Raw genomic sequence first — 25,923 nt, forward strand, 5'->3', positions numbered from 1 at the left:
AAATGGCTACAAAATTTCATACTTTTACAGGCGAGAGCACTATTGAGGCTTTAAAAAAGGCTCAAGAAACGTGTGGTGAAAAGGCCATACTAGTTACTACAAAACAAATTCAAGCCAAAACGATAAACAAAAAACCACTTTATGAAATTTTAGTAAGCGTCGAAGAAGACGACGTAAAGCAGCCCACAAAACCAAATACAAAAGCCATAAATTACGAAAATGCCTACTCTAAATTTAATAAAAACTATGAACCTGCTAAGCCAAAATTTGAGATAAAAGAAGAGCCGGCTAAATTTGAGGCAAAGACAGCTTCGCCCGAGCCTTATGATCCAAATGAGAGCGTGCTTTTAAATATCTCGGCTGCTGCAAAAGAGATAAGTACAATTGCAAATGTCGATATGAACGAGATCAAAGAGCCAAATACAAACGGCATGAATAAAAAAATAGACGACGTAGCAAAGCAAGTAAGCGCACTAAGCGAGAAAATAGGGCTCATAACCGACATGATCTGGGACGAAAAAGCCCCAAATCGCAATAATCTATCGATCCCGCCAGAGTTTGCTAGCATCTACAAGCTCGCAAAACAAAGTGGAATGAAAGAGGAGCATCTAGAGGCGATCATGCAAACGACGCTTGAAAATTTGCCAGTTTCTATGAAAAGCAACCCAACCGCAGTAAAGAGATACTTCTACTCGCTTTTGCGAAATATGCTGCCATGCAGAAAAGAGCCAAGCGATAAAAAACAACGTATCATGATGCTAGTTGGTCCAACCGGAGTTGGTAAGACTACGACTCTTGCAAAGCTAGCGGCTCGTTTTGCTTATGGCAATGAAAAGCGCTATAAAACAGGCATCATTACGCTTGATACGTACCGTATCGGAGCGGTTGAACAGCTATTTCAGTATGCAAAGATGATGAAGCTACCTATACTTGATGTCATCGAGATAGATGACTTTCAAAATGCTATCAAACAGCTTAATTATTGTGATGTGATACTTATTGATACGACTGGAAATTCTCAGTATGACAAAGAAAAGCTTGAAAGGCTTGATAAATTTTTAAAGCATAGCGGCGCAAAGATTGATGTAAATTTGGTCCTTTCGGCTGGCTCAAAAGTCGAAGACCTTATGGAAATTTATAATGGATTTTCATTTTTAGATATCGACACGCTCATAATCACAAAATTTGATGAGACAAAAATTTTTGGTAACGTCTTTTCGCTGATATATGAGACAAACACGCCTGTTAGCTACTTTAGCGTGGGGCAAGAGGTGCCTGATGATCTTGTGGAGGCGAAGAGCGAATTTTTAGTAGAGTGCGTGTTTGATGGCTTTACAAAACAAAAGGCTAGCGATGAATAATCAAGCACAAAAACTAAAAAATTTAGTCCAGTCTCAAAGTAAGAGCAAAAATACGCATTTTATTGCGATAACTAGCGGCAAAGGCGGTGTTGGTAAGAGTACGATAAGCGCAAATTTAGCAAATGTTTTATCAAAAAATGGCTACAAAGTAGGACTATTTGATGCTGACATCGGCCTTGCAAACCTTGATGTGATCCTAAATGTAAAAATGGGTAAAAATTTACTTCACGTGCTAAAGGGCGAGTGCAGCCTAAAAGATATCTTGATACCTATAAATAAAAATTTGATCCTTATCCCTGGCGAGAGTGGTGATGAAATTTTAAAATTTAACAATCAGTTTTTATTTGAGAGATTTTTAGATGAGGCAAGCGAGCTTGATGAGCTTGACTTTTTGATAATTGATACTGGAGCTGGCATAGGTGGTAGCACGCAGCTATTTTTAGAGGCAGCTGATGAGGTCGTGGTGGTAACCGTGCCTGATCCTGCGGCGATAACTGATGCATATGCTGTGATAAAGATCGTTTCAAGGTTTAAAAGTAGCGAGCTTTTACTGTTAAATATGGTAAAAAATGAGGCCGAGGCGACAAGAATTTATGAAAATATAAAGCGAGTGGCTAACGCAAATATCGGACCTAGTTTAATTTTAGATCTCGTAGGCTACGTAGCTTCTGATAGAAGCGTAGCAAGGAGTATAAAGCAAAGGACGCTCTTTACAGATGATGCTCCATATGCTGATCCTAGCGTACAGATCAAGCAGATAGCTTCGAATTTGCTTTATAGGTTGGAACGAAAAGTGCTTAACGATGAGCAAAGCAGGAGCTTTGGGGGCTTCTTTAAGCGTTTGATAGAACAATTTTGATGGAGATTAAGCTTTGCGTGCAGAAAATTTTATAGCATTTTTTACGGTTTGTGGTTTTTTTGTAGGTATAGTTTTTACCTTGTTAAAGGTGAGTGAGCCTATCGAAATGCTAGTTTATACACTAGTTATTACTTTGTTTTTTTATCTTATAATTCACATTGTTATCATGAACTACATCGATGTGAAAAGGGCTTTAACTAAAATTTTTGACAAACAAAAACACGAAGAGATCGCAGACTATCTCATCTCTGAGCTAAATACTAGAGAAAAGCGTATGGAAAATATAATGGTAAAAATGACTGCTGAAAATTTTGATTCTGGTAAACGAAATGCACGAGTTAAAGCAAAAGCAGCTTAACGCTTATAAAAACACGATAAAAAAAGAACAAGACGAGATTGTCTTAAAATACATGCCAGCATTGCGTGCAATGGCGTTTAGATTAAAGGAGCGTTTGCCATCAAGTATAGATGCAAATGATCTGATAAGTATTGGCGTTGAAGAGATGATAAAGCTTAGCAGGAAGTATGACAAAGAGCAAAATGACTCTTTTTGGGGGTATGGTAAGAAGAGAATTTATGGATCTATGCTTGATTATCTAAGGACGCTTGATGTTGTTAGTAGAAGCGATAGAAAGCTAGTAAAGAGCATAAACAGCGAGATAGATAACTACTTTAATGAGCATGAAGAAGAACCAAGTGATGAGTATTTAGCTGATAAATTAAATGAAGATATCGAAAAAATAAGAGAGGCAAGAGGTGTTAGCGGTATCATAACTATTTTGCCAATAGACGAGCAAATGGAGCTAATTGGTCAAAGCGATGTCGAGAAGAGCATTGAAAGAGAAGATCTTATTTTAAAAATAGAAGAAGCTTTAAAAGATTTTGACGAAAGAGATCAGATGTTGGTTCAGCTTTATTATTATGAAGAGCTAAATTTAAAAGAGATAAGCCAGATCATGAATATCAGCGAGAGTAGAATTTCACAAATTCATAAACGTTTGCTTGATCGTATCAGGCGTAGCTTGGGGGTTTAATGGCTGATATTTTAAGTCAAGAAGAGATAGACGCGCTACTTGAAGTTGTTGATGAAGACGGCGATACGAGTAATATCGAGGTTGAAGAGAGATCGCAAGGCGAACAAAAGCAGATTATTATTTATGATTTTAAGCGTCCAAACCGCGTTAGTAAAGAGCAGCTTCGTGCGATAAAAGGTATCCATGATAAGCTTGCTAGAAATTTAGCTAGTCAAATTTCTAGTGTTATGAGAAGTATTGTTGAGATCAGACTTCACAGTGTTGATCAGATGACTTATGGCGAATTTTTGATGAGCTTGCCAAGTCCAACTAGTTTTAATGTCTTTTCTATAAAACCGCTTGATGGAAACTGCGTTTTGGAGATAAATCCAAGCATTGCTTTTCCGATGATAGATCGTTTGCTTGGCGGAACTGGTGAAAATTTTGAGGCAAATAGAGAACTAACCGACATTGAAGTAAATTTGCTTGATGCGGTGCTTAGAATGATCATGCAGCGTCTTAAAGAGAGCTGGTCAATGATAACTGATATGTACCCAAATGTGGAAGCAAAAGAGAGCAGTCCAAATGTCGTACAGATCGTCTCTCAAAATGAGATCGTCATCATGGTCGTTATGGAGATCATAGTTGGTGGCTCAAGCGGTATGATAAATTTATGCTATCCGGTTATCTACCTAGAACCGATACTCTCACGCCTTGCAAACAGGGACATTATGCTTGGTGAAACAAGTGCAAAAAAGAGCAGAAACAAAGAGCTAAAAACACTTATCGGACGAGCAGAAATTTTATATGAAGCCATACTTGGCAAGTCGATCATCAGCGTAAATGAGTTTTTAAATTTAAAAGAAGGCGATATTTTAAGGCTTGATAGAGGAGCTGATGATAAGGCGATCGTTTGTATAGATAAAAAAGAAGTTTTCTTGGCTGAGGTCGGACTTCATAGATTTAGAAAATCTATAAGAATTGAGCAGTTAATACGCTCCGATAAAGATGAGATCAAAAACATCCTAGAAAAATATGAAGAAGAGAGAAAAGCAAAACTAATGGCCTATGAAGCCAACGAACGCAATATGGAAGAAGAAGAGAGTGACGAAGATGATGAATGATTTTTTTAATATATTTTCTAATGAACTAAAAGCTACTATCGAAGGGCTTACAGGTAGAGCTCCAGAGGTTGGTGAGAGAAACGAATTTGATGCACCAACACAAAACGGTATAAAGCCTCCAGTGGTAATGGCTAGCGTTGCTTTAAGTGGCGATATCAATGCTAAAACAGAGATAGTATGCACTCCGGTTTTAATAAGTGCCATTAGCGAATGGATGATGGGCGAAGAGGAAATTTCAAAGAATGAAAATTTAGGCAGTGATGAGCTTGACGCTGCAAAAGAGATATTTTCAAACCTTTTTAGTGCTTTTAGTACATCTTTGGGCGCTCAAAAGGGTATGCCAAAGATAAATTTTGAAGTAATAAATGTAAATTTTTTAGATGAAAATTCTTCGCTTGATTTTAGTGTTTATGAAAAGCTATTTTTATTTAATGTCAAAATCGAAGACTTAAGCGAACATATCGGTTTTGCTTGCGATCATTCGTTGATGAAATTTTTTGAGCCAACAAAGACTGAAGCACCAGCTACACCAGCGAGCACCCCTCACGTAGCTAAGGGCGATTTTAGCGCTGAAGAGATGAGAAATATCGGTCTTATAATGGATGTTAGGCTACCTATTCGTGTTCGTATCGGCTCAAAAAGAATGCTCTTAAAAGATGTGCTTACCATGGATATTGGCTCAGTTATTGAGCTAAATCAATTAGCAAACGATCCACTAGAAATTTTGATCGGCGATAAGGTAATAGCCCTTGGCGAAGTTGTAATAATTGATGGAAACTTTGGCATCCAGATCACTCAGATAGGCTCAAAACGCGAGAGGCTTCAACAGTTAAAATAATGAATAATGAATTAGTTAGTGATCTTTTAAATTTTCCAAACGTCTTAAAATATAAAAATAAAAATGTTACCTTCTTTGGCTCGGCTAGATTTGATGAAGAAAATTTCTACTGCAAAAAGGCTTATGAACTAGCTTATAAGCTAAACGAGCTGGGATATGCCATCTTAACTGGTGGCGGAGACGGCATAATGAGAGCCGCAAACAAGGGTGCATTTGATAGTGCAAAATCGCCAAGCATAGCCCTAAATGTGAGACTTCCGTTTGAACAAAATACAAACCCTTACGTCACAGCAAAATATCTCTTTTCAAATTTAAGCCCAAGAAAATTTGCACTTACCGATCGTTCAGTCGCATTTGTCGTCTTTCCAGGTGGCTTTGGCACTCTTGATGAACTTTTTGAAATTTTAGTACTTGCTCAAGTTGGTAGTAAAAAAGTAAAAATTTTTCTTTTTGGGAGTGAATTTTGGCAAGGGCTTGATGAGTTTATAAAAAATACGCTAGTTAGCCAAAAAACAATAAAAAAAGAAGATATAAATTTATACAAAATCACCGATGATTTAGAGCTTATTGTAGATGAAATTTTGGCTATTTAAAAATAAGATATAAAATATCCCCTTTTAAATTTCAAAGAGGTAAAAATATGAAAATAATGGTCGCAATGAGCGGTGGTGTAGATAGCACTATGACGGCTAAATTTCTGCAAGAAGCTGGTCATGAAGTGCAAGGTTGCTATATGATGCTGCATCAAAAGCCAGGATATCACGAAGAAAATATCAGAAAAGTAAAAAAAGTAGGCGAGTATCTTGGCATAAAGGTACATATTTTGGATCTTCAAGATAAATTTAACGAGTTTGTCTATGATCCTTTTGTGAAGCTCTATAAAGAGGGCAAGACGCCAAATCCTTGTGCTTTGTGTAATAAATTTATAAAGCTTGGTGCGTTGCTTGATTTTGCAAAGGCAAATGGCTGTGAGAAGCTTGCTACTGGGCATTATGTGCAAGTTATTGATGGATTTATAACATGCGCAAAAGATCCTAGCAAGGATCAAAGCTACTTTTTAGCCCAAGTGCCAAAAGAGATATTAAAAGATGTTATTTTCCCGCTTGGGGATAAATTTAAAAAAGATATAAAAGAGCTTGCAAGAAGTGTAAAAGTGCTTGAAGAATTTGCTACGCAGGCAGAAAGTAGTGAAATTTGCTTTGTGGAAGATACTTATATCGAAGTTTTAAATAAGCATTACAATACAAATTTGCCAGGAAATGTAGTTGATAAAGACGGCAAAATAATCGGCCGCCACCAAGGCTATATGCACTATACTATCGGTAAACGCCGTGGTTTTGAAGTTTTTGGTGCTCATGAGCCACATTTCGTTATAAAGATAAATGCCGATAAAAACGAGATCGTTGTTGGGACAAAAGATGACTTGGCTCAAAAGGTAGTCGAGCTTGAAAACGTAAATTTGTTTATAGATAAAGATAAATTTGAGTGCGAAACTAAGATAAGATATAGAAGCCCTAAACTTGATACTTTTGTTGAGGTTGATAAAGAGAATAAAACGGCGAAACTAACGCTAAATCAAAATGCGCTTGGTGTGGCGCAAGGTCAGCTTTGTGTTATGTATGATGGCGATAAGGTTATTGCAAGTGGATTTATAAAAGGCTAGTTTTAGCCTTTTATAAAAATTTATTGGGCTCTGTGCGATTTTTTCTAAATTAAGCTAAAATTTATTGACAAAACATATCTTTTCGTCTATAATACGAGCTCTTTTCAAGTGTTCCGGATTAGCTCAGCGGTAGAGTAGGTGACTGTTAATCACTTGGTCGCTGGTTCGAACCCAGCATCCGGAGCCATATATACTCAAAAATCCCTTTTAAGCCCCAATTTTACCGATATTTCAAGAACTTTAAGTTTTTTAGTTTTATAAAATTTGTTCCCTATTTGTTCCCGAAATTTTTTAATATTCCAATTTCTTACCAAGCTTTCTAAGTTAATCTAAGATACTTTATTTTTGTTTTTAAAAATACGAAAATAATTTTTTACTCTCAATTACTCTAAAATACCCTAAGGAACCATAGGGTATTAAAAATTTTTCGAAAATTACTTAAAAATCGTTCAAAAATGCAAAAGTAAACGAAAAGTTGCTGCAATTAGTTATGTAAGAACTAAGCAAAAGGAGAAAAATAATATGCTTAATGAACTATATAACGACGTAGAGTACAAAACGCTTCTTGAGCACATATCTAGCCAATATAAAGGAAAGGTGGTTTTAGACAGAAAGCAAACCGCAGCGGTTCTTGGTATTGGTATATCCACTCTTGATCTTCGCATATCACAGGGCAGGGATATTCCGCGTTATATCAAAATGGGAGATGCAAAGAATTCTCACATAGCGTTTGCGATAACTGACATTGCGACTTATATTTTTCAAAAAAGGGTTAAAACATGCTCTTAATTTCTATAGTAGATAATAAAGAAAAGGACTAAAAATGAGTAATGCCCTTCAAATAGGCGGACACAGCCTAGTTCTTTGTGTAAGAAGCGAATTCTTGACGCTCAAAAAGGCTATTATAAGGTATGAGCACAATGTTAGAGAGGTTAAGCACGCCTCTAAGATCGGATATCTTAGGGGTAACAGCCGAAATAATAGATACATAGTGCTTAGCGAGTATAACAACAACGGCCACATGCGAGAGATCGCAGCCGGAGATAAAGAATTTAGTGATAAGAAATATATAAAAGCGCTTTTGAGAAAGTATCACGAAAAGATGAAAGTCGACTACGAAGCCCAAACTAAAATTTATAAAAACGGTAGAGTAGTAAAGAATCGTTGGCGAGAAAATATGGTCGGGTTTTCCGAAATAGTCATAAGTTTCGGTACTGATCGAAATAAAGAACCCAAAGAAGGTTTAAGCCAAACCGAGACAAATTTTATCAACGCCCAAGTTTCGCTTGACAGAGTCCTTAAATTTGTGAGATCATACTGCGCAAAATACGGCGTAAAGTGTTTATTGATTAGCGAGCACAACGACGAAAAGACTGAGCACTATCAACTGATTTTTACGAATTACCAATTTGAAAACCATAAAAATCTTAGGTTTAACGGCAAAGGCGAAACGCTAAAATTCGGTAGAAGCATGCAAGAAATGGGCGGTATAGCATTTGATGGTGTCGCTCTAAGAGGCGAAATAGGCAGCAAGGCAAAGCATAAGAATTTAATAAGAATGCACCTAGACGAAAAAGAGTTTAACGACAAGTAAGATCTAAAAAATTAAAAGCTCAATTAAACTTAAGCGGATTCTCTCTTATCAATTTTAATAGTTTTTGATATAAGTTTTCCTGTGTAGTTTTAGTATTATATCTAAATTCGCACTCTTTAAGACGAAGCAAGAAATTCTCTTTCTTAATGCCTTTAAATTTAGATAATCTATGTTTGACATATCCTCAAAAGTTTTCTATACCGTTGATATGATTTTTACCATTTGCTAATTCATTTTTAGAGTGCTTCACTCTATGATGCGCTTTTGCTCCGTAATCAACCAAGCCATCATAAGCCTTCCAACGATCAGAGTAAATAACGCTCTCGTCCAGATCGCTAAACTCCGATAATATCGATATCAGTTCATTAGCAGAACAGTTTTTAACTATTTGGGTATAGACCTTACCGTAACGCTTTAACATTTCGAACACCGGTGTTTTATTTGCCGCGCTTCTGCCTCTTTTCTCAAAGAGAGCGCAAGTGCAAGACCTCTTACTCTCTTAGCTCCAAAGTAGCTTTCGTCAATCTCTATCTCGCCTGAAAACTTAGATATCTTCTCACGCTCTTTAGACATAAGATTTCTTATTTCTCTAAAAATTTTACATAGGGTTGCTTCTGAAATTTTAGTTAAATTCGATATCTTTGATGCTTCTATATCTTCCGCGAAGTACTTTAGAATTTCTCTAAATTTCTTCTCTGAAATTAGGGAACGGATTATATATTTGTTTTTCATCGAACTCATCGTAACTTAATGCTCCTTTGCGTGAGCTTAAGTTAAAGAGGGCCAAAAATTATAAAGAAAAAATGCTGAAAGAACACACTCTTTTAACAGTATTTTCTTTGCTTTTGGATGTCTTTCATCCCGGCTCTTCTTCAGTAGCGTGTTGTATGGTTTTTGAATTGGGTGTTAGGTATTCTTACACCCATAAAATATTTTTTGGATATTATAAAGATGATGCTTTTCAAAAAAGAAAAAAATTAGGTAGAGTAGAGAAGGCTGAGGGCTCGTGGGCTGAAACGGAGAAAGAATGGTTTAATCTCTATCGTAAAAAAATTGAAAAAGACGGAATCCCTGTTTTAAAAACAATAAATGCAAATGACGAATGGTTGGCTGAAGCATATATGAAAACAAACTATTCTAGTATATCAATAAAGAATTTTGAAAAAACCGTAAGAGAATATGCGTCTTTTGTCGTAAAATTAGGAAAAGCAAATCTGAGCAATACTGCACCTAAGATGCAAAAAATAAATAAAAATTTGAATATTTCTAATTGGAAGTATTTTAAATTGGGAACTTTACTTAAAATTAAATCAACAAAAGGAAATAATACTAATAATTTAATAGGGAGGGGGGGGGAGACGTTGCGTATATAGCCGCAAAAAAGAATCAAATGGATACGAATTTATGTGGTTGCTTAATGACAATAAAGAATACATTTCAAGGGGCAATTGTATTATTCATACAACTTGGGCAAGGAAGTGCAGGCTACTCGCTGTATCAAGGATATGATTTTATCGGAATGAGTGGAAAGACTTCCTGTGGATACAGCGAACGCCTAAATAAATATAATGGATTGTTCTTAACCACTATATTAGACTTAGAAAGAAATAAATTTTCATACGGTAGAAGTTGGACGGGCGATAGGCTCCTAAAAACAAACATTTTGTTGCCAGCCATAAAAATAAACGAAACCGAGTTTGAGCCAGATTGGGATTTTATGGAAAATTACATAAAAACACTAAAATTTGCGAACATTATTTAGATTTAATAAAAAAATGAATTTGTGCGGATACTACATAATGCCGAAAAATATCGGAGCCGAAAGAAGAAGCAAAGCTTAAAGACGAAACGATAGAAAAATTACAGGATAAGTTAACTATATTAGAAAACTTTAAAATGAAGGTCATTGGTTTTATCTCAAAAATAAGTAATTTAATACCGAATTTTAATAAGCTGCTAGATGGAGATATAAGCAAGTTATCGGCAGCAAGAAATCTTTAATAGATTGTTATAGAGTGGGTACCGGTAGGACAAATTTTATCAAAATGACTAATATGTGATTTTTGCTTTCAAAATACGATTTTAAAGGCAAATTTAGCCAAAAAAGGAATATTCTAAATTTACATATTACTTAAATAATTCTTAAAAAAATATACTAATTTTAAAACTAAATTTATATTTGCAGTTGTATAATAATCTCATAATTTTCAGTAATACTAGAAAGGAGCAAAAATGGAAGAGATCGTAAAGACCACCTGTCCATATTGCGGCACGGGCTGCGGCATCGATCTTATCGTGCGAAACGGTAGAATCGTAGATGCCAAACCTAGCAAAGACCACCACGTAAACGATGGCGAGCTTTGCTTAAAAGGAATGTTCGGATGGGAGTTCGTAAACTCTCCTAAACGCTTAAGCCGACCGATGATGAGAAAGCTAAACGGCGTCTACGACAAACACGGCGAGCTTGAAGAAGTGAGTTTTGAGGAGGTTTATGATTTCCTAGCGGATAAATTTAAATCCACCGTCGCAAAATACGGCCCAAGCTCGATCATGGGCTTTAGCTCTGCTCGTTCAAATAACGAAGACAACTACGTTTTTCAGAAATTTTTTCGCGCTCAGGGTAGCAACAACGTCGATCACTGTGCTCGTCTTTGACACGCTCCTACAGTGGCAGGTCTTGCCAGCACGCTAGGAAACGGAACGATGACGAACGACTTGGTCGAATTTGCGACCGATACGGACGTATTTTTACTGATCGGTACCAACACGAGCGAGTGCCACCCGATCATCGCTATGCAGATGCAGCGCGGACTTCAGCGCGGCGCAAAGATGATCGTCGTAGATCCAAAACGCACCGATATGGCCAAAAAAGCCGATATCTATCTGCAAATCCCGATCGGAGCGAATATCAAAACGCTAAATACGATGATGCACGTAATCATCGCCGAAAATTTGCAAGATAGCGAGTTTATCGAGAAGTACTCCGAGGGATTTGAATATCTAAAAGAAGTGGTTAAGGACTTTACGCCTGAGCGTTTCGAGCGAGAAACCGGTATAAAAAAAGAGCTCATCATAGAGGCAGCTAGAATGTATGCTAAAGCAGGCGCGGCGGCGATTTGCTACACGATGGGTATCACGCAGTTTAGCGACGGTACGTCAAACGTCTTTTCGCTATCAAATTTAGCCGTTTTAACGGGAAATTTAGGCAAAAAGGGTGCGGGCGTAAATCCTCTACGCGGTCAAAACAACGTCCAAGGCGCATGCGACATGGGCGCGCTGCCTAACGTCATCCCGGCAGGAGCGGTAAACAGCCCTTATGCGCAGGAGCAAGCGCGCAAAGTATGGCACTTTGAGCTAAATCCGGTTCCGGGCTTTAAGCTAACGCAAGCACCGGATAAAATGGATAGCGGCGAGCTAAAAGTCCTCTACGTCTACGGCGAAAACCCCGTAATGAGCGATCCTTGGACTGAGCACTTCGTCCACGCCGTACATCACCTAGACTGCTTTATCGTGCAGGATCTTTTCTTTACCGAGAGCGCGCACAAGGCCGACGTGGTGCTACCTGCCGCGGGCTGGGGCGAAAAGGACGGAACCTTTATCAATACCTCTCGCCGCGTCCAACGCACTCGCAAAGCTAGCGAGCCCGTTAACGGCGTGGAGCCTGATTGGAAGGTCGTTTGCAACATCGCAAACCGCATGGGGCTAGAGGGGTTTGATTTTGCGAGCCCTGAGCAAATTTGGAACGAGCTAAGGGAGCTTATGCCTAAATTTTTCGGCGGTATCAGCTACTATAGACTAGGCAAACTAGGAGGTATCAGCTGGCCTTGCCCAGACGAGGAGCATCCAGGTACGCCCGTGCTTTACGCAGATCACAAGTCTATGCTACCGGGCGGTACATTCCGATTTGCGCCGGTGCTTTACGTAGAGGATAAAAATGAACGTGCAAAAGCTGAAGCCGAATTTAGAGCCAAGATGAATATCCCGGACGGCTATCCGGTCGGTAGCGGCGCGCTTAGCGAAGTACCAGACGAGGTATATCCGTGCCTATTTACGACCGGACGCAAGGTCTTTCACTACCATACCGGCACGATGACTAGAGAGTGTCCGGCTCTTGAATACGGCGCGGGCGTAGAAGGCGCACTCATCGAGGTGAGCCCGGATATCGCTCGCGAGAGAGAGCTAGAGGAAGGCTGCTACGCGCTCGTGCAAAACAAGCGCGGCCAGATCGCAGCAAAACTGCGCGTAAATCCGGATTTAAAAGAAGGCACGATATTTACGACCTTCCACTATAGCGAGGCCGACGGTAACGAGCTAGCAAACGCCGGCGACCCAGATCCGCTCTCAGGCATCACACCGCTAAAGATGACGATAGCAAATATTAGGCGTCTAAGCGAAGATGAGTTTATCAAATTTAGAGAGCAAAACGAGATGTCGATGCACTCGGCAAATCCGTATTTGTCGCCTGTTAGGGCTTAAATTTAGGGCGGGAGACCGCCCTTTTCTACTTAAATTTTATCTACATATTGATTTCAAATTTATCCGCATTCAAATTTGACGAACTATCTATGTAAATTTAATGAAGCGAAAAGAAGCGCGAGTTAAATTTGACGCAGCCAAACCGCGTCAAATTTGATGAGATTACTCGCCCCTGCAATCTCGGCGAGAGCGAGCTAAATTTTAAGATTTTATCTTAAGCCTATCGCCAGCATAATAAGCAAGCTTCCAGGTCGGAGTTTGTTTTAGGTCTTTAAAGCCGTAGCCGCGAGCCTTAACCCTATCACCGTAGATTTTCTCTATCATTGTAGATTCTCCTACTAGCAGCGCCTTTGTTGAGCACATCGCCGCACAAACTGGTACTTTACCTTCAGAAATTCTGTTTTGGCCATACTCTTCACGCTCTAGCTCGCTATTTGTAGGCTCTGGACCACCTGCACACATCGTACATTTATCCATAACGCCTCTTGCGCCAAATACACCATCTTTAGGGAATTGTGGTGCACCGAACGGACACGCGTATAGGCAGTATCCGCAGCCGATGCAGATATCTTTGTCGTGTAGTACTACGCCGTCGGCTCTGATGTAAAAGCAATCGACCGGGCAAACCAGCGAGCACGGCGCATCCTCGCAGTGCATGCAAGCTATCGAGGTCGATATTTCCTTGCCGGGTACGCCTTCGTTTAGCGTGATGACGCGGCGGCGGCGGATGCCAAGAGGCAGCTCGTGAGCCTCGTCGCAAGCTACCGCACAGCCGTTACAGTCGATGCATCTATCGTCGTCGCAGTAAAATTTAAGTCTATTGTTATCGTTAAATTCGCTCATTTTACGCCTTTTCTATGCGGCATAGACCGCTTTTGGTTTCAGGAATCTGAGTGTTTATATCATATCCGTAGTTAGTGACGGTATTTGCGCTCTCGCCTACCGCATAAGGCTTTGTGCCTTCCGGGAAATTGCCCGTCATATCGGTGCCTTGCATATAACCCGCATAATGAAACGGCATAAAGATAGTGTCGGGTTTAACGGACGGTACTACTCTAGCGCGCACCTTAACCTTAGTGCCCTCAGGCGAATAAACCCAGATGAAATCCCAGTTTTTAATGCCGTGTTTAGCCGCAAGCTCAGGGTGGATATCCGCAAACATCTCAGGCGTTAGACGGCTTAGATACATACTAGCTCTCGTCTCCATGCCCGCGCCGCTAAAATTTACGAGGCGAGCCGTCGTGAGGATAATAGGAAACTCTTTTGAGTAGTCCTTTGCTAGCTGGACGGATTTAAATTTTGTATCGACGCGGTTTTGAAGTTTCTTATCCTCAAAGCTCGGATACTTCTGCGCCAGATCGAATCTAGGCGTATGCAGCGGCTCTCTGTGAAGAGGAATTTGATCCGCAAAAGTCCAAACGATCGTCCTAGCTCGCGCGTTGCCGTACGGAGCGATGTTTTTCTCCATGCATTTTTTAGCGATGATATTACTATCGTCATGTATCCAGCTGCCGCCTATTTTAGCCTTTTCATCCTCGGTTAGCGTGATGCCTAGCACCTTTTCGATGTTATCTTTTTTGATCTCCGGATATCCGCCCTTGACAAACGAATCTACGGGCGCACTACCGTCTGCGGCTAATTGGCTAACTCCGTTATGCTCTAAGCCGAAGCGGTTTCTAAAACCCATACCGCCTTGCCTAACGGATTTGTTTATATCGTAAAGTATCGGGCTGCCCGGATGATCCTCCGTCCAGCAAGGCCACGGCAGACCGTAGTACTCGCCTTCAACTACGGTGCCCGGTTTTCCTAGGCTTGTTTTTTCGTCAAATTTATCCCAGTTTTCTTGGTGCTTTTTGAGCCTTTCCGGAGTCCAACCCGTCATGCCGATAGTTTTAACTATATTTGCGATCTCGCGAGTAGCGACTTCAGGCCACTCAATCTTGCCTTCAGCGTCTCTGATCGTGCGCGTTAGTTCGTCATAGTATCCTAGCCTTTTGGCAAGCTCGAATAAAATTTCGTGATCGGGCATACTCTCAAAAAGCGGCTCTACGACCTGGCTTCTCCACTGGCCGCTGCGGTTTGTGGCTACGACGGTGCCGCTGGTTTCAAACTGCGTCGCCGCAGGCAGTATATAGACATCGTCTTTTTTGTCCGTTATCACGCCGGCATCATTTACGAAAGGATCTACTAGAACCAAAAGCTCAAGCGCATCTAGGCCCTCTTTTACTTTTACTTGTTGCGCGGTAGAGGTGATACCGTTGCCGATTACTACTAAGGCTTTTATACTGTCGCCGGCATTATCTACGGCTTCGTTGCCGTTTTTACCGTCAAGCACGCCCGCCCACCATTTTGATAGCGTAAATCCGGGCTTAAACATCATTTCAGGCTTAACGAAATTCTTTTGGAGCCATTCAAAATCAACCTTCCACATCTTAGCGAAGTATTTCCAGTTGGCTTCGTTTTTTGGATAGTATCCGGGCAACTCGGTCGGCAAATTCGCCATATCCGTCGCACCTTGAACGTTGTCGTGGCCGCGAAGGATGTTACAGCCGCCGCCGCTAACGCCCATATTTCCTAGCACTAGTTGTAGGATCGGAGCGATACGGGTATTTGAGCTGCCTATGGTGTGTTGAGTTAGACCCATCGCCCAAACGACCGATCCCGGGCGATTTTTAGCGTAAACTTCGGTTATCTCAAGAAGCGTCTCTTTTTTGATCCCGCAAACATCTGCTACGACTTCAGGCGTCCATTTGGCAGCCTCTTCGCGGATCAGATCCATGCCGTAGACGCGGTCGTTTATAAATTCCTTATCTTCCCAGCCGTTTTGAAATATGATATTCATCATGCCGTACATAAAAGGTATATCCGTGCCGGTACGAATTTGAGCAAAATAATCAGCCTTAGCCGCAGTTCTCGTGTATCTTGGATCGACCACGATTAGCTTTGCGCCGTTATTTTCCTTCGCTTTTAGAAAATGTCTAAAGCCGACCGGGTGATTTACCGCCGGATTTGCGCCCACTATAAAGATAGACTTCGCGTTTTGGATATCTCCAAGATGATTTGTCATAGCTCCGTAACCCCAAGTATTCGCCACACCGGCGACTGTAGAGCTGTGTCAAAGACGTGCTTGGTGATCTAGGTTATTAGTCCCGAACATCGCTACGAATTTGCTTATATAATAGCTTTGTTCGTTGCAATCTTTTGCAGAGCCTAGAAACATTACTTGCTCCGGATTTTTTTCGCGATACGCCTTTAGTTTGGCGCCGATCTCGTCGAGAGCCTCTTTGTAGCTGATGCGTTTCCATTTGCCGCCTGCTTTTTTCATCGGGTATTTTACGCGGCAGTGAGAGCGCACCATATCGATGACGTCGCTGCCCTTACAACAGTGGCCGCCCGCGCTTACCGGGTGATCTTGGGCTACCTCTTGGCGCACCCAAACGCCGTTTTCTACCTCGGCCCGCACTCCGCATCCAACGGAGCAAACCGTACAAATAGTTTTTACGATTTTAGAGTTAGGAAACGGATTTGCCATCTCTTCTTGAGTCGCACTTCTGGTTACGCCGCTAGCGGCCAGTCCACTCATGCCGCCCGCTACGCCCGCTAGCGCGGCCATTTTTAAAAATGATCTTCGCCCGACTGCGTTTGAGTGGGGCATAAGACGTAAATTTGCCTCAGACATATTTATCCTTTCTTAAATTTTATTATTTTGCTTGTTCGTAGTATAGATCCCAGTTTTTGCTTCTTTTATAAAGCACCTCGGTCTTTTTGCTTTTACCGTATTTTAGGTTTGACGCCGCTGCTGTCGCTACTCCGGCCGTAGCCGCTACAGCTCCGACTAGCCCCGCCTTTTTTAAAAATTCTCGCCTATTTTTTTGCATTTTCTTCCTCCATAGCTTTTAGCTTTCTCACTCGATTTTTTTGTCTTCTTATAGCCTCAGATCTTGAAACTCCGTCCAAAGTCTTTTTATTTTTGCCGTGATTTATAGGACGCGGCGCGCTTAAAACTACACGCTCAAACTCGATAAATCCTTGCAGTAGTACCGCGACGTCTTTGTAAATTTCGCTACTTTCGTGATTAAAAAGACTCTCTATAAACTCGTCGATGTTTGGATTTACGATCTCTTTAAAAAGCCGCTCTTCAAGCTCTCCGTATAACTCCAGCTCGTTCGCACGCGCGATAAATTCGCTCATCAGAGCAAACACGAATCCTACGTTGTCTTCGTTTTCTTTAAATTTAGCCTCGTCTCGCCTAAGGTCGGTGCTGGCTAAAATTTTACGCACTTTAGCGCAAGCATGCCCGACCTCGTAACCCTCGTCGTAGTACGACAGCGAGTTTCTAAGCGGACTTGGCGGAGCGTGGAAAATTTCATCGAATTCATCCACTAAATTTTGCGGATTTTTCTCGTCGAATTTTGCCTGTATGCGCATTATGGCAGCGGCCGATTCTTCGTTTAGAGCGTGCGCTGCGGCAAGACCTAGCATCGCGTTTACGCCTGCAAATCTATCGGCGTCTTGGCTAAAAACGAAAAAACGCGAAAACAGCGAGTAGTAAAGCCCCCGTCCCGCCGCAAATTCGCCCTTGCTAGTCATTGCCTTCCTTTATCATTTTTGTCTATTTTTTGATATTTTTCTCGATCGTGAAACTATACTACTTTTTGGCTTATTTCTTATACTTAAAAAAAAATAAATTAAAAAAATTAATATATGCTTAAATATGCCTTAGTTGCATATTACTTACGGCGAATTTTAGGGGATAAAATAAATATGAAATTTCCGCATATATATTGCATTTACGCTTCATTTTGATATTTACTTTTAACTAGGCTCTTTTAACGGGCGTTAAACGAGTCTAAATTTAAAATTTGAAGCGAAATTTGCAAAATTTCAGGGCTCACTCAAGCCCCAAAAACGCTTCCTCGTCAAATTTAAAATAAATCCTCTCGCCGATGTTAAAATTTTGCGAATTCTCCGCCAGCGTTTTTATCAAAAAGTCGCCGACTTTGATTTTCACCAAAAGCTCTTTGCCAAGATAGAGCGAAACCGAGTGCAAGATACCTTCAAGATAGCCTTCTATCAGCGTTTTGCTTAGCGTGATTTTACTCGGGTTTACGGCAATCTTTGCGGCGCTACACAAATTTGACGGCAAATTTACGACCGCTTTTTCGTTAAATTTTAAAACCCCGTCCCGCGCGTCGAATATATTTTTGTATTCGAATTCGCACACACGCCCCTTGTGCAAAAAAACGTTTTCTTCGGCGATGGCGGTTAGCCATTTGTCGTCGTGGCTAGCGATCACAAAGCCGCAGCCGTATCTTTGCCGCATGTAAAGCACCGCCTTGCCAAACAGCTTTGACGTGCCAATGTCCACGCTATTTGTCGGCTCGTCGAGTAGATAAAGACGCGATCTAAGCGCCAAATTTAACGCAAAACTAACGCGCTGCGTCTGTCCGGAGCTAAGCTCAAAGTGACGCTTGTTTAAAAAACTCTCGTCAAGCCCGACCAAATTTAACGCCTCGCTCGCTCGCTCGTCAAATTCCCCCAGCACTCCGCGGCTTTTTAAAACGGCCCTAAAATTTTCCCTCACGGAGCGTTTTAAAAGTGCCGGTTCTGGCAACAAAACGCTAACGTCGCGCAGTAAATTTAGACTAGGCGCGCTGCTTCCCCACAGCCGCACCTCGCCGCTAGTTGGCTTTTGTAAAAACGACATCACACGCATCAGCGTGCTTTTGCCGCTGCCGTTGCTGCCCGTTAGCGCAGTGATTTTGGTAACGTCGATATCAAGGCGCGGGATGTTTAAAATCTCGCTCGCGCCGTAGTTTAGGCGTAAATTTCTAACGTTTATCACTTTGCGCCTTTCTCGTTAAATTTACGAAAAGACTCAAGTTTGACGCGCCTAGCGCGCTTTTTGCGAGCGTAAATTTTTCAAATTTGTCAAATTTCATCGGTCAAGCCTTTTTAGCGCGTGTATCGCCAAATTTACGGCAAACGCGATAAAGATGAGCACCAAAGCCAGCGCGATACCCATGGCAAACTCGCCTTTGTTCGTCTCCAGCGACACTGCAGTCGTGATCGTGCGGGTAAAATATTTGATATTTCCGCCGATCATCATCGCCACGCCGACCTCGGCCACGATACGCCCGTACGCCGTCGCTACGACCACCATCAGAGCATACCTCAGCTCGTAAAGCACGCAGCCCACTAGCCGCGGCGCGCTCAGGCGTAAATTTAGGATGGTTAGATAGTGTTTTTTGTCCATATTTTCCACGACGCTAGCGCTTAGCGAGATGATGATAGGTAGTGCTAGCACAAACTGCCCCAGCATCACGGCCTTTAGCGTAAAAAGCAGCCCAAACTCGCCAAACGGGCCGTTTCGCGTGATAAATGCATACAAAATAAGTCCGATCGCAACGGTGGGCATCGCAAGCGCCGTATCGCTGAGCAGTCTCAAAATCCTGCGCCCTTTAAAATCGTAAAATCCCAGCGTAAAGCCTAGCGGAAAACCGACTAAAATCGTAAAAAATATCGAAACGCTCGAAGTGTAAAGCGTCGCCCTGATCGCCGAATACGTTTCCTCATCGCCGCTAAAAAGCAGCCTAAAGGCCTCTAAGAATCCGTTTAGTAGAAAGTCCAAATATTATTTCTCCGTATGTTTATATGGTTAATTTAATATGCTATAATAGCATACTTTTAAAAAAGGAGAAAAATGAAAAAAGTAATATTAGGCTCGCTAATCGCGAGCGTTTTGGCGTTTGCGGGCGATAGCGAACTCATCATGGCTACCACCACCAGCACCGATAACACGGGGCTACTAGACGCGATCTACCCTGCGTATAAGGCAAAAACGGGCGTCGATATCAAATGGACTGCCGTAGGCACGGGAGCAGCTTTAAAACTAGGCGAAAACTGCGATGCGGACATACTTTTCGTACATTCGCCAAAAGTTGAGAAAGAATTTGTAGAAAAGGGCTTTGGCGTCGAGAGAAAACCCGTAATGTACAATGACTTCGTCGTCATCGCCGATAAATCTATCGCCGATAAATTTAAAGGCAAAGACATCAAAGAGAGCTTTGAGCTGATCAAAAAAGAGAATATCAAATTTTTCTCTCGCGGCGATAAATCAGGCACCGACAACAAAGAAAAAGGTATCTGGAAAAAAATCATCGGCGAAGTGCCTGAAAAAGACGGCTGGTATATGCAAACAGGTCAAGGTATGCTAGCTACTATCAACGCAGCAGCCGAGCAAAAGGGCGTGACGTTCACCGACCGCGGCACCTACATCAAGTACGAGGACACCAAAAAAGGCGCGCCTGAGATGGTCATCATCAACGAGGGCGACAACGATCTTAAAAACTTCTACTCTCTAATCGCAGTAAATCCAAAACACTGCCCTAAAACTGACATCGAAAATGCAGAGAAATTTATAAAATGGGCTACAAGCGAAGAGGGTCAGAAATTTATAGGCGACTTTAAGCTGCTAGATAAGCCGCTTTTCACGCCTGACGCAAACAGTCGCAAAAACTAATTTTATTTACGCGCAAATTTGAGTCGAATTTATGGCTTAAATTTGCGTGATTCGGGTGCACTTTGCGCCCTTTTTATAAATCAAATTTAAACTCTCCGACGTTATTTTTAAACGTCTCAAAACATTTATTACTAACAACTTCGTCTTTAGTGTATGCTTGATATAATTTTAGTAATTCTAAAGTCGTTATTATTAATATACCTTCACTTTTTGCATAGCTTATTTGATTGGCATGTATCGGCTCCCTTTTGCCAGGCTCTATGTCGCGTTGAGGGTTAACTATTAGCAGGCCTTTTACATTGCCAGGAGACTTGGTATCGTCTTCGGCTATTAAATCAGCTACATGTTTCTTGCACTGTGCTATATTGCTATTTTTGATGTTTGTATTTATTCCCTTTATCTCTACCATAAAGTTAACATCTTCAAATTCGAATCTAAAATCTTCTTTTTTCACATCTGTAAAATGACTGTCTGTTAGTTTGAAAATATCTACTAAGATTTCCTTCACTACACCAACTAGCTCATCTCCTGTTGAATATAGGATTGATTTGAATTTATTATTTTCATCAATTTGCCTATCTATATTTTTAATTTGCCGATACATATCCAATAATTCACTACGCTTATTTTTTAACGCAGCATCATCAAAGTATTCCAAACTGTTAAACCAATCAGGAATATCGGATTTTTTAAATCTAGAAAGAATAAATGATATTAAAATTCCTAAATCGTTGGCTGTATTTTTTATGAGAAGGGTAGTAGAATATAGTCTTTCATTATATTTTATTATTGTGCTTTTACCACCATTAGACCGCTTGATAGTTTCGTAATCTACATCGTCAAATACAAAATCCGAATAAAAATCCTGTTCGTCTATGGTTGTTGTACTTATTTCATATCTTAGCCGCGCATAAGACAAGGTTAATTCGCATAGTTCATAATTAATTTGCTTGATAATATCTTTAATTAAAATAGTTTGAGCAGTTAAGCCTCCAGAACGAAGCAGTGATACTTTTGTGTTCGCAGGCATTAATATGATAGACATGCTTTTTTTAGAGTTCTCCATAATTTCTTTTAATGTTTTAAGGTGATATACGGCCTCAGTGCACTTTTGGTATTCTGGGCTGAAACTCCATAAGTTAGGACTATTTAAATCTATAACATTTATATCAAATTCATCAAAACTCTTAGGATGTTCAAAAGTGCTAATAGTGCAAGACATGTGCGAATCATTTATTTTAAATATTGTGGAGTAAGATATTATTTGAATTTTCATTTGTAGCGCCTCTTTAAATTTGTTGACTTTGTTTCTAGTTAACCACTATTGTAAAGCTAAATCTTCCCGCCGAACATCTCATACATCGCCTTTTCCTCGCCCCAAAACTCGCGGTGCTTTTTGATGCAGGATTTTATCGCGCCTACCAGATAACGCACGTCTTGCTCGGTATGCGTGTAGTGTAGGCTCACGCGCACGAAGCCGGGCTTGGCTTCTGGCATGCGCCCCTCCTTGATACCCAGCAGATCGTGAGCGTACGGGCCTGCGCACATCACGCCAGCGCGCGTCTGGATACCAAAGTCGTTGCTAAGGCTCGCGGCAAAATCATAAGCCGATACGCCGCGAATGTTAAACGAAAAAATCGGCAGCCGCGGCGTGCCCTTTGGAGCGTAGTTTATGATCTCATCAATGCCCGCTAGCTCGCTCTCAAAAAGCCGCGCTAGCTCGTCCTCGGCACTTTTTATTTGCTCGAAGCCCACCTCGTTTCGCAGCGCATATGCCAAATTTGCCCGCATAAGCCCGATAATAGGCGGCGTACCGCCTTCTTCTAGCTGCTCGGGATTTTTCAAAAACACGTGGCCCTCGCGGTTAGCGTAGGCGACAGTACCGCCCGCGGCAAATGTCGGCACGTCGCTGTTAAAAAGCTCATTTTTGATCGCCAAAAGCCCGCAGCTAGCAGGCCCTCCGAGCAATTTATGCGGCGAGAGGAAAATCGCATCGAAATGGTCGCAGTCTAAATTTGCGTGCGAGCTCAGCGCCGCGCAGTCAAAGGCTACGATGCCGCCCGCAGCCCTGATTAGCTCGCTGATTTTTTTGTAGTCGCTAACGACGCCCGTGACGTTTGAGGCGGCGCTAAACGAGCCGATGATGCGGCGTCCCGCATTTAGCTTTAGGATACGCTCGAGTGCTAGCAGATCGATCTCGCCGCCCTCGCTAAGAGGCACACGCAGGTAGTCGCAAAGCCCCTCGCGAAAGCTAAGCTCGTTTGAGTGGTGTTCGTAGGGCGAAACGAGCACGAGCGGAAGCTGTGCGGCGCGTAAATTTGCCTCGCCGATCGCGCTTCTGGTCGCAGGCGGCAAGTAGATGCCAAGCAACTCCTGAAATTTCTTGATCGCGGCTGTCGCACCCTGTCCGCAGGCGATGAGATAAAACCGCTCGTCAAGGCCCAGCAGCTTTTTCAGGCTCTCGCGCGCGCCCTCGTAGCGCCTCTGCGTGATGATCGCGCTCGAGCTACTATCGGAGTGGGTGTTGGCATAGGTTTTTAAAACGTCCGCTATCTCGCGCTCTACGGGCTCGTAAGCAAGCCCCGAAGCCGCGAAATCAAAATAGTGCACGCCTTGTTTTAGGATGATATTTTTTCTTATTTCGTCTAAATTTGCCATTTTTACTCTTTAAATTTGATACAGTAATTATAGTAAATTTTCGCAAATTTGGGGCTTTTGCGGTGGAAATGATTTAGTAAATTTGGAGGTTAAATTTGAGCAAGCTAAATTTAACCGCAAAGCGGCAAATTTAACTTGATAAAGCACAGAAGCGCGAGCCACAGAGGCTCACGACCATTTTATTATTTGTTTATAAAATTTTTCTCTAGCCACTCGATAGCTTTTGCCTCAGTTTCGAAGCGTCCGCTTTTAGCGACTTGATTTTGCCCCTCGTAGAAGCGGATCCTGATACCGTCTTGGACGCTATCTACCTTTATTCTAGTGATCTTGTCTTTGTTTAGATAGACCCTATCGTTTAGTTTTACGTACATTTTTTCTCCCTTAAATTTAATGTGGTTTTATTTATTTTTATCTTTTTTGTCGTCTTTAGCTGCGTCATTTTTCTCGCCGTCTTTTTTCAAAAACAACTCCTTAAAGCGCTTATCCGCAAAATCCTCGATGTCGTTTTGAAGCTGTCTATAGGCGTTTATGAGCTCATGCGCGCGCTCGTTTAGCGTCGTGCCTGCGTTTTCTCCGCCGCCCTGCCTAGTCGTAAAAAGCTCCTCTTTTAGATTTTTTTGCAAAATTTGCAGATGAGTCCAGCATTTTTTATAGTTCATGCCTAGGATTTCGGCAGCCTTTGAGATTGAGCCGACCTCGGCGATGACGTCTAGGACTTCGGTTTTACCCTTGCCAAAGATAAGCTCGCCCTCGTCGTTTTCTATCCAAGTTTTGGTTTTTACTCTCATCTTTTTTCCTTTCTTCTCCTTAAAACACCCCAACTGGCAGTATTTTACGTCGATTTTATAGTCTTTTAACGTTGATCGGATCGTCTTTAGCCCCACGCCCGCAGCCGCGTCTCTAGCGTCTTTGCACAGGATTCTGTCTTTTTCGTCGGTCATCTGCTTTAGCTGCGTCATCACGGTGTATTTGCCCCGTCCGTTTTCCAGCCCGCCAAACTGCCCTAGCTCGCAGTTGTCGATCTTTACGCCCATTTTTTCGGCCTCGTCGCTAACCAGACCGACCTCTACGCCTAGTTTTGCGGCGATCTTAAACGCAGCGCCACAGTCTAGCCTGCCCTTTGGATTTAGCAGTTTGGTTATCAGTTCGCGGATTTGCTCACTCATAGATTCTCTCCGCGCCGCTATATACATTTATATTTTCGCCGCGCGCAAAGCCGCACAGCGTGAGGTTAAATTTACGCGCTATCACGACGCCAAGGCTAGTCGGAGCCGTGCGCGAGACGAGCACCGGGATGCCGTGCATGACGGCTTTTGCCACCATCTCAGAGCTCAACCTCCCGCTCACCATCAAAAATGAATTTTGCAGCTGCACTCCTGCTAGTACCGCCTTGCCGACGGCTTTGTCTATCGTGTTGTGCTGAGCGATATCCTCGCCGATGTAAAACTGCTCGCCGCTAACAAAAAGCTTAGCCGTGTGCACGCAGCCCGTCATCTCGTAAAGCTCGCACTGCGTGTAAAACTGCCCCATCTGGCGCAAAATTTCGTCTTTGCGAAATTTAACCTCGCCCTTTATCGAGCGCGCCACCATGGCCTCTGGATCGATATTTGCCGTCGAGCTGCGCCCGCAGCCGCTGATTATCACCTTTTCCTCGTCAAACTGCTCGAGGCGCTTTTCGTTGATTTTGGCCTTTACCCGCACGCTTAAAGCATCCTCTGAAAGCTCTATACTCTCGATATCCTCGGGGCTCGCGATCAAATTTTCGCTGATTAGATAGCCTGCAGCTAGTGCCTCCTGATCGGTCGGAGTTGCCATGAGCGCGCCGAAACGCTTGCCGTTTATGTAGATCTCAAGCTTGATCTCGCGCACCAAAATATCATCAACGACGCTTTTTTGTGCGCCTTTAAATTTGGTGATTTGGGTCGTAAAAATAGGTTGCATGATTTTCCTTAATTTTTGCGAAATGATAGCTTGAAAATCTAAATTCAAGATTTGATTGTAGTGAAATCTTGCTTAAATCAAGGAAAAACTTAAACTATTTTTAGTACGATTTTATCGGTATCTGATAATGATTTATATATGCAAATTTAGCATATATCTTAAGATATTTTTTGACTAAGATTTTATCATTATCTATCATTTGCATAAGAAATAAAAGAATAGTAAAAATAGCATAAGGCTAGAATTGGATTGCACATAACTTGCCGCATATGTAGATTAAATCTTGAAAAATCATAAATATAATTTGTAGCCTGACGTAAGACCGAGAAGGAAATTTATATTATAGAGTCAAGTCAAAAAAACTAATTTTTATCAAGCTGATAGCTCAAGAAACAAAAGCCTAAACACAGGTAGTGGTCTTGGTCTTGCTATTGCTGCAAACATCGCTAAAATTCACGGCGCAAAGCTTGGAGTAAAAAGTGAAGTTGGAGCTGGAAGCGAATTTTGGGTAGAATTTGAGCTTGTAAATTTAAAGCAAGTGAAAATTTAGGTAGTTTGCTAAGACAAAATTTATGAAATAGCAAATAAATACGAGTATAAATTTAAACGCCGCATAAAACGGCGTCTATTTTTAAAACAAAGTTAAAGTCATAAACTTTTATAGAAATTTCATGATTAGGTTGCTTCAAAAAGAGCTCTTAGGGCATGCTCATATCATAAGCTTCAACAAAGACTATCAAAACTACGAGATAGATGAAGATAGCAACGCTTATTCTATAAGTTGGTAAGGTATTAAGATGTGTGATTTAAAGCTCACTTAAAAAGCTTTTAAAAGAGTTTGTAAAAAGATGTTTTTCAAAGTAATGTAAAGAAA

General features: G+C 41.6%; 25 protein-coding genes, 1 tRNA gene and 2 pseudogenes. 16 read left to right on the forward strand and 12 right to left on the reverse strand.

Annotated features, from left to right (window positions below; all coding sequences use genetic code 11):
* The first annotated feature begins 2 nt into the window (after positions 1 to 2).
* The 11 genes from flhF to CVS84_RS01410 all read left to right on the forward strand — a co-directional run bounded on the left by flhF (position 3) and on the right by CVS84_RS01410 (position 8,452).
* Positions 3 to 1,361: a flagellar biosynthesis protein FlhF gene (gene flhF / locus CVS84_RS01360; protein WP_107690855.1), complete on the forward strand. Its 1,359-nt coding sequence runs from the start codon at positions 3 to 5 to the stop codon at positions 1,359 to 1,361.
* Positions 1,354 to 2,220 (forward strand): P-loop NTPase, encoded by an 867-nt coding sequence (locus CVS84_RS01365; protein ID WP_107690856.1) that lies wholly within the window; start codon positions 1,354 to 1,356, stop codon positions 2,218 to 2,220. Before flhF ends, CVS84_RS01365 begins: the two co-directional genes overlap by 8 nt.
* 13 nt (positions 2,221 to 2,233) lie before the next feature.
* Positions 2,234 to 2,578, forward strand: a complete 345-nt coding sequence (locus CVS84_RS01370) for a hypothetical protein (protein WP_021090750.1) — start codon at positions 2,234 to 2,236, stop codon at positions 2,576 to 2,578.
* On the forward strand, positions 2,550 to 3,254 hold the full coding sequence (locus tag CVS84_RS01375; RefSeq protein WP_107690857.1) for an RNA polymerase sigma factor FliA: 705 nt from the start codon (positions 2,550 to 2,552) through the stop codon (positions 3,252 to 3,254). The genes CVS84_RS01370 and CVS84_RS01375 overlap by 29 nt, the downstream gene beginning before the upstream one ends.
* Positions 3,254 to 4,357, forward strand: coding sequence for a flagellar motor switch protein FliM (gene fliM / locus CVS84_RS01380; protein ID WP_103629103.1), 1,104 nt, complete (start codon positions 3,254 to 3,256; stop codon positions 4,355 to 4,357). The genes CVS84_RS01375 and fliM overlap by 1 nt, the downstream gene beginning before the upstream one ends.
* On the forward strand, positions 4,347 to 5,195 hold the full coding sequence (gene fliY, locus CVS84_RS01385; RefSeq protein WP_107690858.1) for a flagellar motor switch protein FliY: 849 nt from the start codon (positions 4,347 to 4,349) through the stop codon (positions 5,193 to 5,195). Before fliM ends, fliY begins: the two co-directional genes overlap by 11 nt.
* Entirely contained in the window at positions 5,195 to 5,788 is a 594-nt protein-coding gene (locus CVS84_RS01390; RefSeq protein WP_087585564.1) for a TIGR00730 family Rossman fold protein, read from the forward strand. Before fliY ends, CVS84_RS01390 begins: the two co-directional genes overlap by 1 nt.
* Positions 5,789 to 5,835: 47 nt before the next feature.
* Positions 5,836 to 6,858 (forward strand): tRNA 2-thiouridine(34) synthase MnmA, encoded by a 1,023-nt coding sequence (gene mnmA / locus CVS84_RS01395; protein ID WP_107690859.1) that lies wholly within the window; start codon positions 5,836 to 5,838, stop codon positions 6,856 to 6,858.
* A gap of 112 nt (positions 6,859 to 6,970) precedes the next feature.
* Positions 6,971 to 7,045 (forward strand) — tRNA-Asn (locus CVS84_RS01400).
* 335 nt (positions 7,046 to 7,380) lie between these two features.
* Positions 7,381 to 7,647 carry a helix-turn-helix transcriptional regulator gene (locus CVS84_RS01405; RefSeq protein ID WP_107690860.1) on the forward strand — a complete coding sequence of 89 codons (267 nt, stop codon included), beginning with the start codon at positions 7,381 to 7,383 and terminating at the stop codon, positions 7,645 to 7,647.
* A gap of 34 nt (positions 7,648 to 7,681) precedes the next feature.
* Positions 7,682 to 8,452 carry a hypothetical protein gene (locus CVS84_RS01410; RefSeq protein ID WP_234411880.1) on the forward strand — a complete coding sequence of 257 codons (771 nt, stop codon included), beginning with the start codon at positions 7,682 to 7,684 and terminating at the stop codon, positions 8,450 to 8,452.
* A gap of 19 nt (positions 8,453 to 8,471) precedes the next feature.
* Here CVS84_RS01410 and CVS84_RS01415 read toward each other — a convergent pair.
* A pseudogene (locus CVS84_RS01415) lies at positions 8,472 to 9,184 on the reverse strand (IS1595 family transposase).
* Positions 9,185 to 9,210: 26 nt separating this feature from the next.
* On the opposite strand from CVS84_RS01415, the gene CVS84_RS01420 reads away from it, so the two are divergent.
* From CVS84_RS01420 to CVS84_RS09770, 3 genes are all read left to right on the forward strand, one after another.
* Complete coding sequence (locus CVS84_RS01420) at positions 9,211 to 9,825, forward strand: hypothetical protein (protein WP_159070059.1); 615 nt, start codon at positions 9,211 to 9,213, stop codon at positions 9,823 to 9,825.
* Positions 9,826 to 9,869: 44 nt separating this feature from the next.
* A complete protein-coding gene (locus tag CVS84_RS01425) occupies positions 9,870 to 10,214 on the forward strand; it encodes a hypothetical protein (protein ID WP_159070060.1) in 345 nt (114 codons plus the stop codon).
* A 470-nt stretch (positions 10,215 to 10,684) separates the two neighbouring features.
* Complete coding sequence (locus tag CVS84_RS09770; RefSeq protein WP_413784317.1) at positions 10,685 to 12,928, forward strand: molybdopterin oxidoreductase family protein; 2,244 nt, start codon at positions 10,685 to 10,687, stop codon at positions 12,926 to 12,928.
* Positions 12,929 to 13,129: 201 nt separating this feature from the next.
* Here the strand turns inward: CVS84_RS09770 and fdh3B are convergent, their stop codons facing one another.
* The 6 genes from fdh3B to tupB all read right to left on the reverse strand — a co-directional run bounded on the left by fdh3B (position 13,130) and on the right by tupB (position 19,559).
* The gene (fdh3B, locus tag CVS84_RS01440) at positions 13,130 to 13,771 is read right to left on the reverse strand and encodes a formate dehydrogenase FDH3 subunit beta (protein WP_087584695.1); all 642 of its coding nucleotides are present in this window, start codon (positions 13,769 to 13,771) and stop codon (positions 13,130 to 13,132) included.
* Between the two features lies 1 nt (position 13,772).
* Positions 13,773 to 16,583: a molybdopterin-dependent oxidoreductase gene (locus CVS84_RS01445; protein ID WP_107690981.1), complete on the reverse strand. Its 2,811-nt coding sequence runs from the start codon at positions 16,581 to 16,583 to the stop codon at positions 13,773 to 13,775.
* 46 nt (positions 16,584 to 16,629) lie between these two features.
* Positions 16,630 to 16,806 carry a twin-arginine translocation signal domain-containing protein gene (locus tag CVS84_RS01450; protein WP_009496297.1) on the reverse strand — a complete coding sequence of 59 codons (177 nt, stop codon included), beginning with the start codon at positions 16,804 to 16,806 and terminating at the stop codon, positions 16,630 to 16,632.
* Positions 16,793 to 17,518 carry a molecular chaperone gene (locus CVS84_RS01455; protein ID WP_107690864.1) on the reverse strand — a complete coding sequence of 242 codons (726 nt, stop codon included), beginning with the start codon at positions 17,516 to 17,518 and terminating at the stop codon, positions 16,793 to 16,795. The genes CVS84_RS01450 and CVS84_RS01455 overlap by 14 nt, the downstream gene beginning before the upstream one ends.
* A gap of 301 nt (positions 17,519 to 17,819) precedes the next feature.
* Positions 17,820 to 18,773, reverse strand: a complete 954-nt coding sequence (gene tupC, locus CVS84_RS01460; RefSeq protein ID WP_107690865.1) for a tungstate ABC transporter ATP-binding protein TupC — start codon at positions 18,771 to 18,773, stop codon at positions 17,820 to 17,822.
* A gap of 93 nt (positions 18,774 to 18,866) precedes the next feature.
* A complete protein-coding gene (tupB, locus tag CVS84_RS01465) occupies positions 18,867 to 19,559 on the reverse strand; it encodes a tungstate ABC transporter permease TupB (RefSeq protein WP_103582478.1) in 693 nt (230 codons plus the stop codon).
* 72 nt (positions 19,560 to 19,631) lie between these two features.
* Between tupB and tupA the strand changes: the two genes are divergently transcribed.
* Positions 19,632 to 20,450 (forward strand): tungstate ABC transporter substrate-binding protein TupA, encoded by an 819-nt coding sequence (gene tupA, locus CVS84_RS01470; RefSeq protein ID WP_107690866.1) that lies wholly within the window; start codon positions 19,632 to 19,634, stop codon positions 20,448 to 20,450.
* A 73-nt stretch (positions 20,451 to 20,523) separates the two neighbouring features.
* On the opposite strand, the gene CVS84_RS01475 is transcribed toward tupA, so the two are convergent.
* From CVS84_RS01475 to fdhD, 5 genes are all read right to left on the reverse strand, one after another.
* The gene (locus CVS84_RS01475) at positions 20,524 to 21,726 is read right to left on the reverse strand and encodes a hypothetical protein (protein ID WP_107690867.1); all 1,203 of its coding nucleotides are present in this window, start codon (positions 21,724 to 21,726) and stop codon (positions 20,524 to 20,526) included.
* Between the two features lie 56 nt (positions 21,727 to 21,782).
* Entirely contained in the window at positions 21,783 to 23,108 is a 1,326-nt protein-coding gene (locus CVS84_RS01480) for an aminotransferase class V-fold PLP-dependent enzyme (RefSeq protein WP_107690868.1), read from the reverse strand.
* Positions 23,109 to 23,290: 182 nt separating this feature from the next.
* Positions 23,291 to 23,479 (reverse strand): hypothetical protein, encoded by a 189-nt coding sequence (locus CVS84_RS01485; protein WP_002951016.1) that lies wholly within the window; start codon positions 23,477 to 23,479, stop codon positions 23,291 to 23,293.
* A gap of 27 nt (positions 23,480 to 23,506) precedes the next feature.
* Positions 23,507 to 24,274: a winged helix-turn-helix domain-containing protein gene (locus CVS84_RS01490; RefSeq protein ID WP_107690869.1), complete on the reverse strand. Its 768-nt coding sequence runs from the start codon at positions 24,272 to 24,274 to the stop codon at positions 23,507 to 23,509.
* Positions 24,267 to 25,049, reverse strand: a complete 783-nt coding sequence (gene fdhD, locus CVS84_RS01495; protein ID WP_107690870.1) for a formate dehydrogenase accessory sulfurtransferase FdhD — start codon at positions 25,047 to 25,049, stop codon at positions 24,267 to 24,269. The genes CVS84_RS01490 and fdhD overlap by 8 nt, the downstream gene beginning before the upstream one ends.
* A gap of 376 nt (positions 25,050 to 25,425) precedes the next feature.
* On the opposite strand from fdhD, the pseudogene CVS84_RS01500 reads away from it, so the two are divergent.
* Positions 25,426 to 25,599: pseudogene (locus CVS84_RS01500) on the forward strand (ATP-binding protein); the annotation flags it as partial.
* Positions 25,600 to 25,923 lie beyond the last annotated feature (324 nt).

The organism is Campylobacter concisus (genome assembly GCF_003048575.1).
Classification (GTDB): Bacteria; Campylobacterota; Campylobacteria; order Campylobacterales; family Campylobacteraceae; genus Campylobacter_A; species Campylobacter_A concisus_U.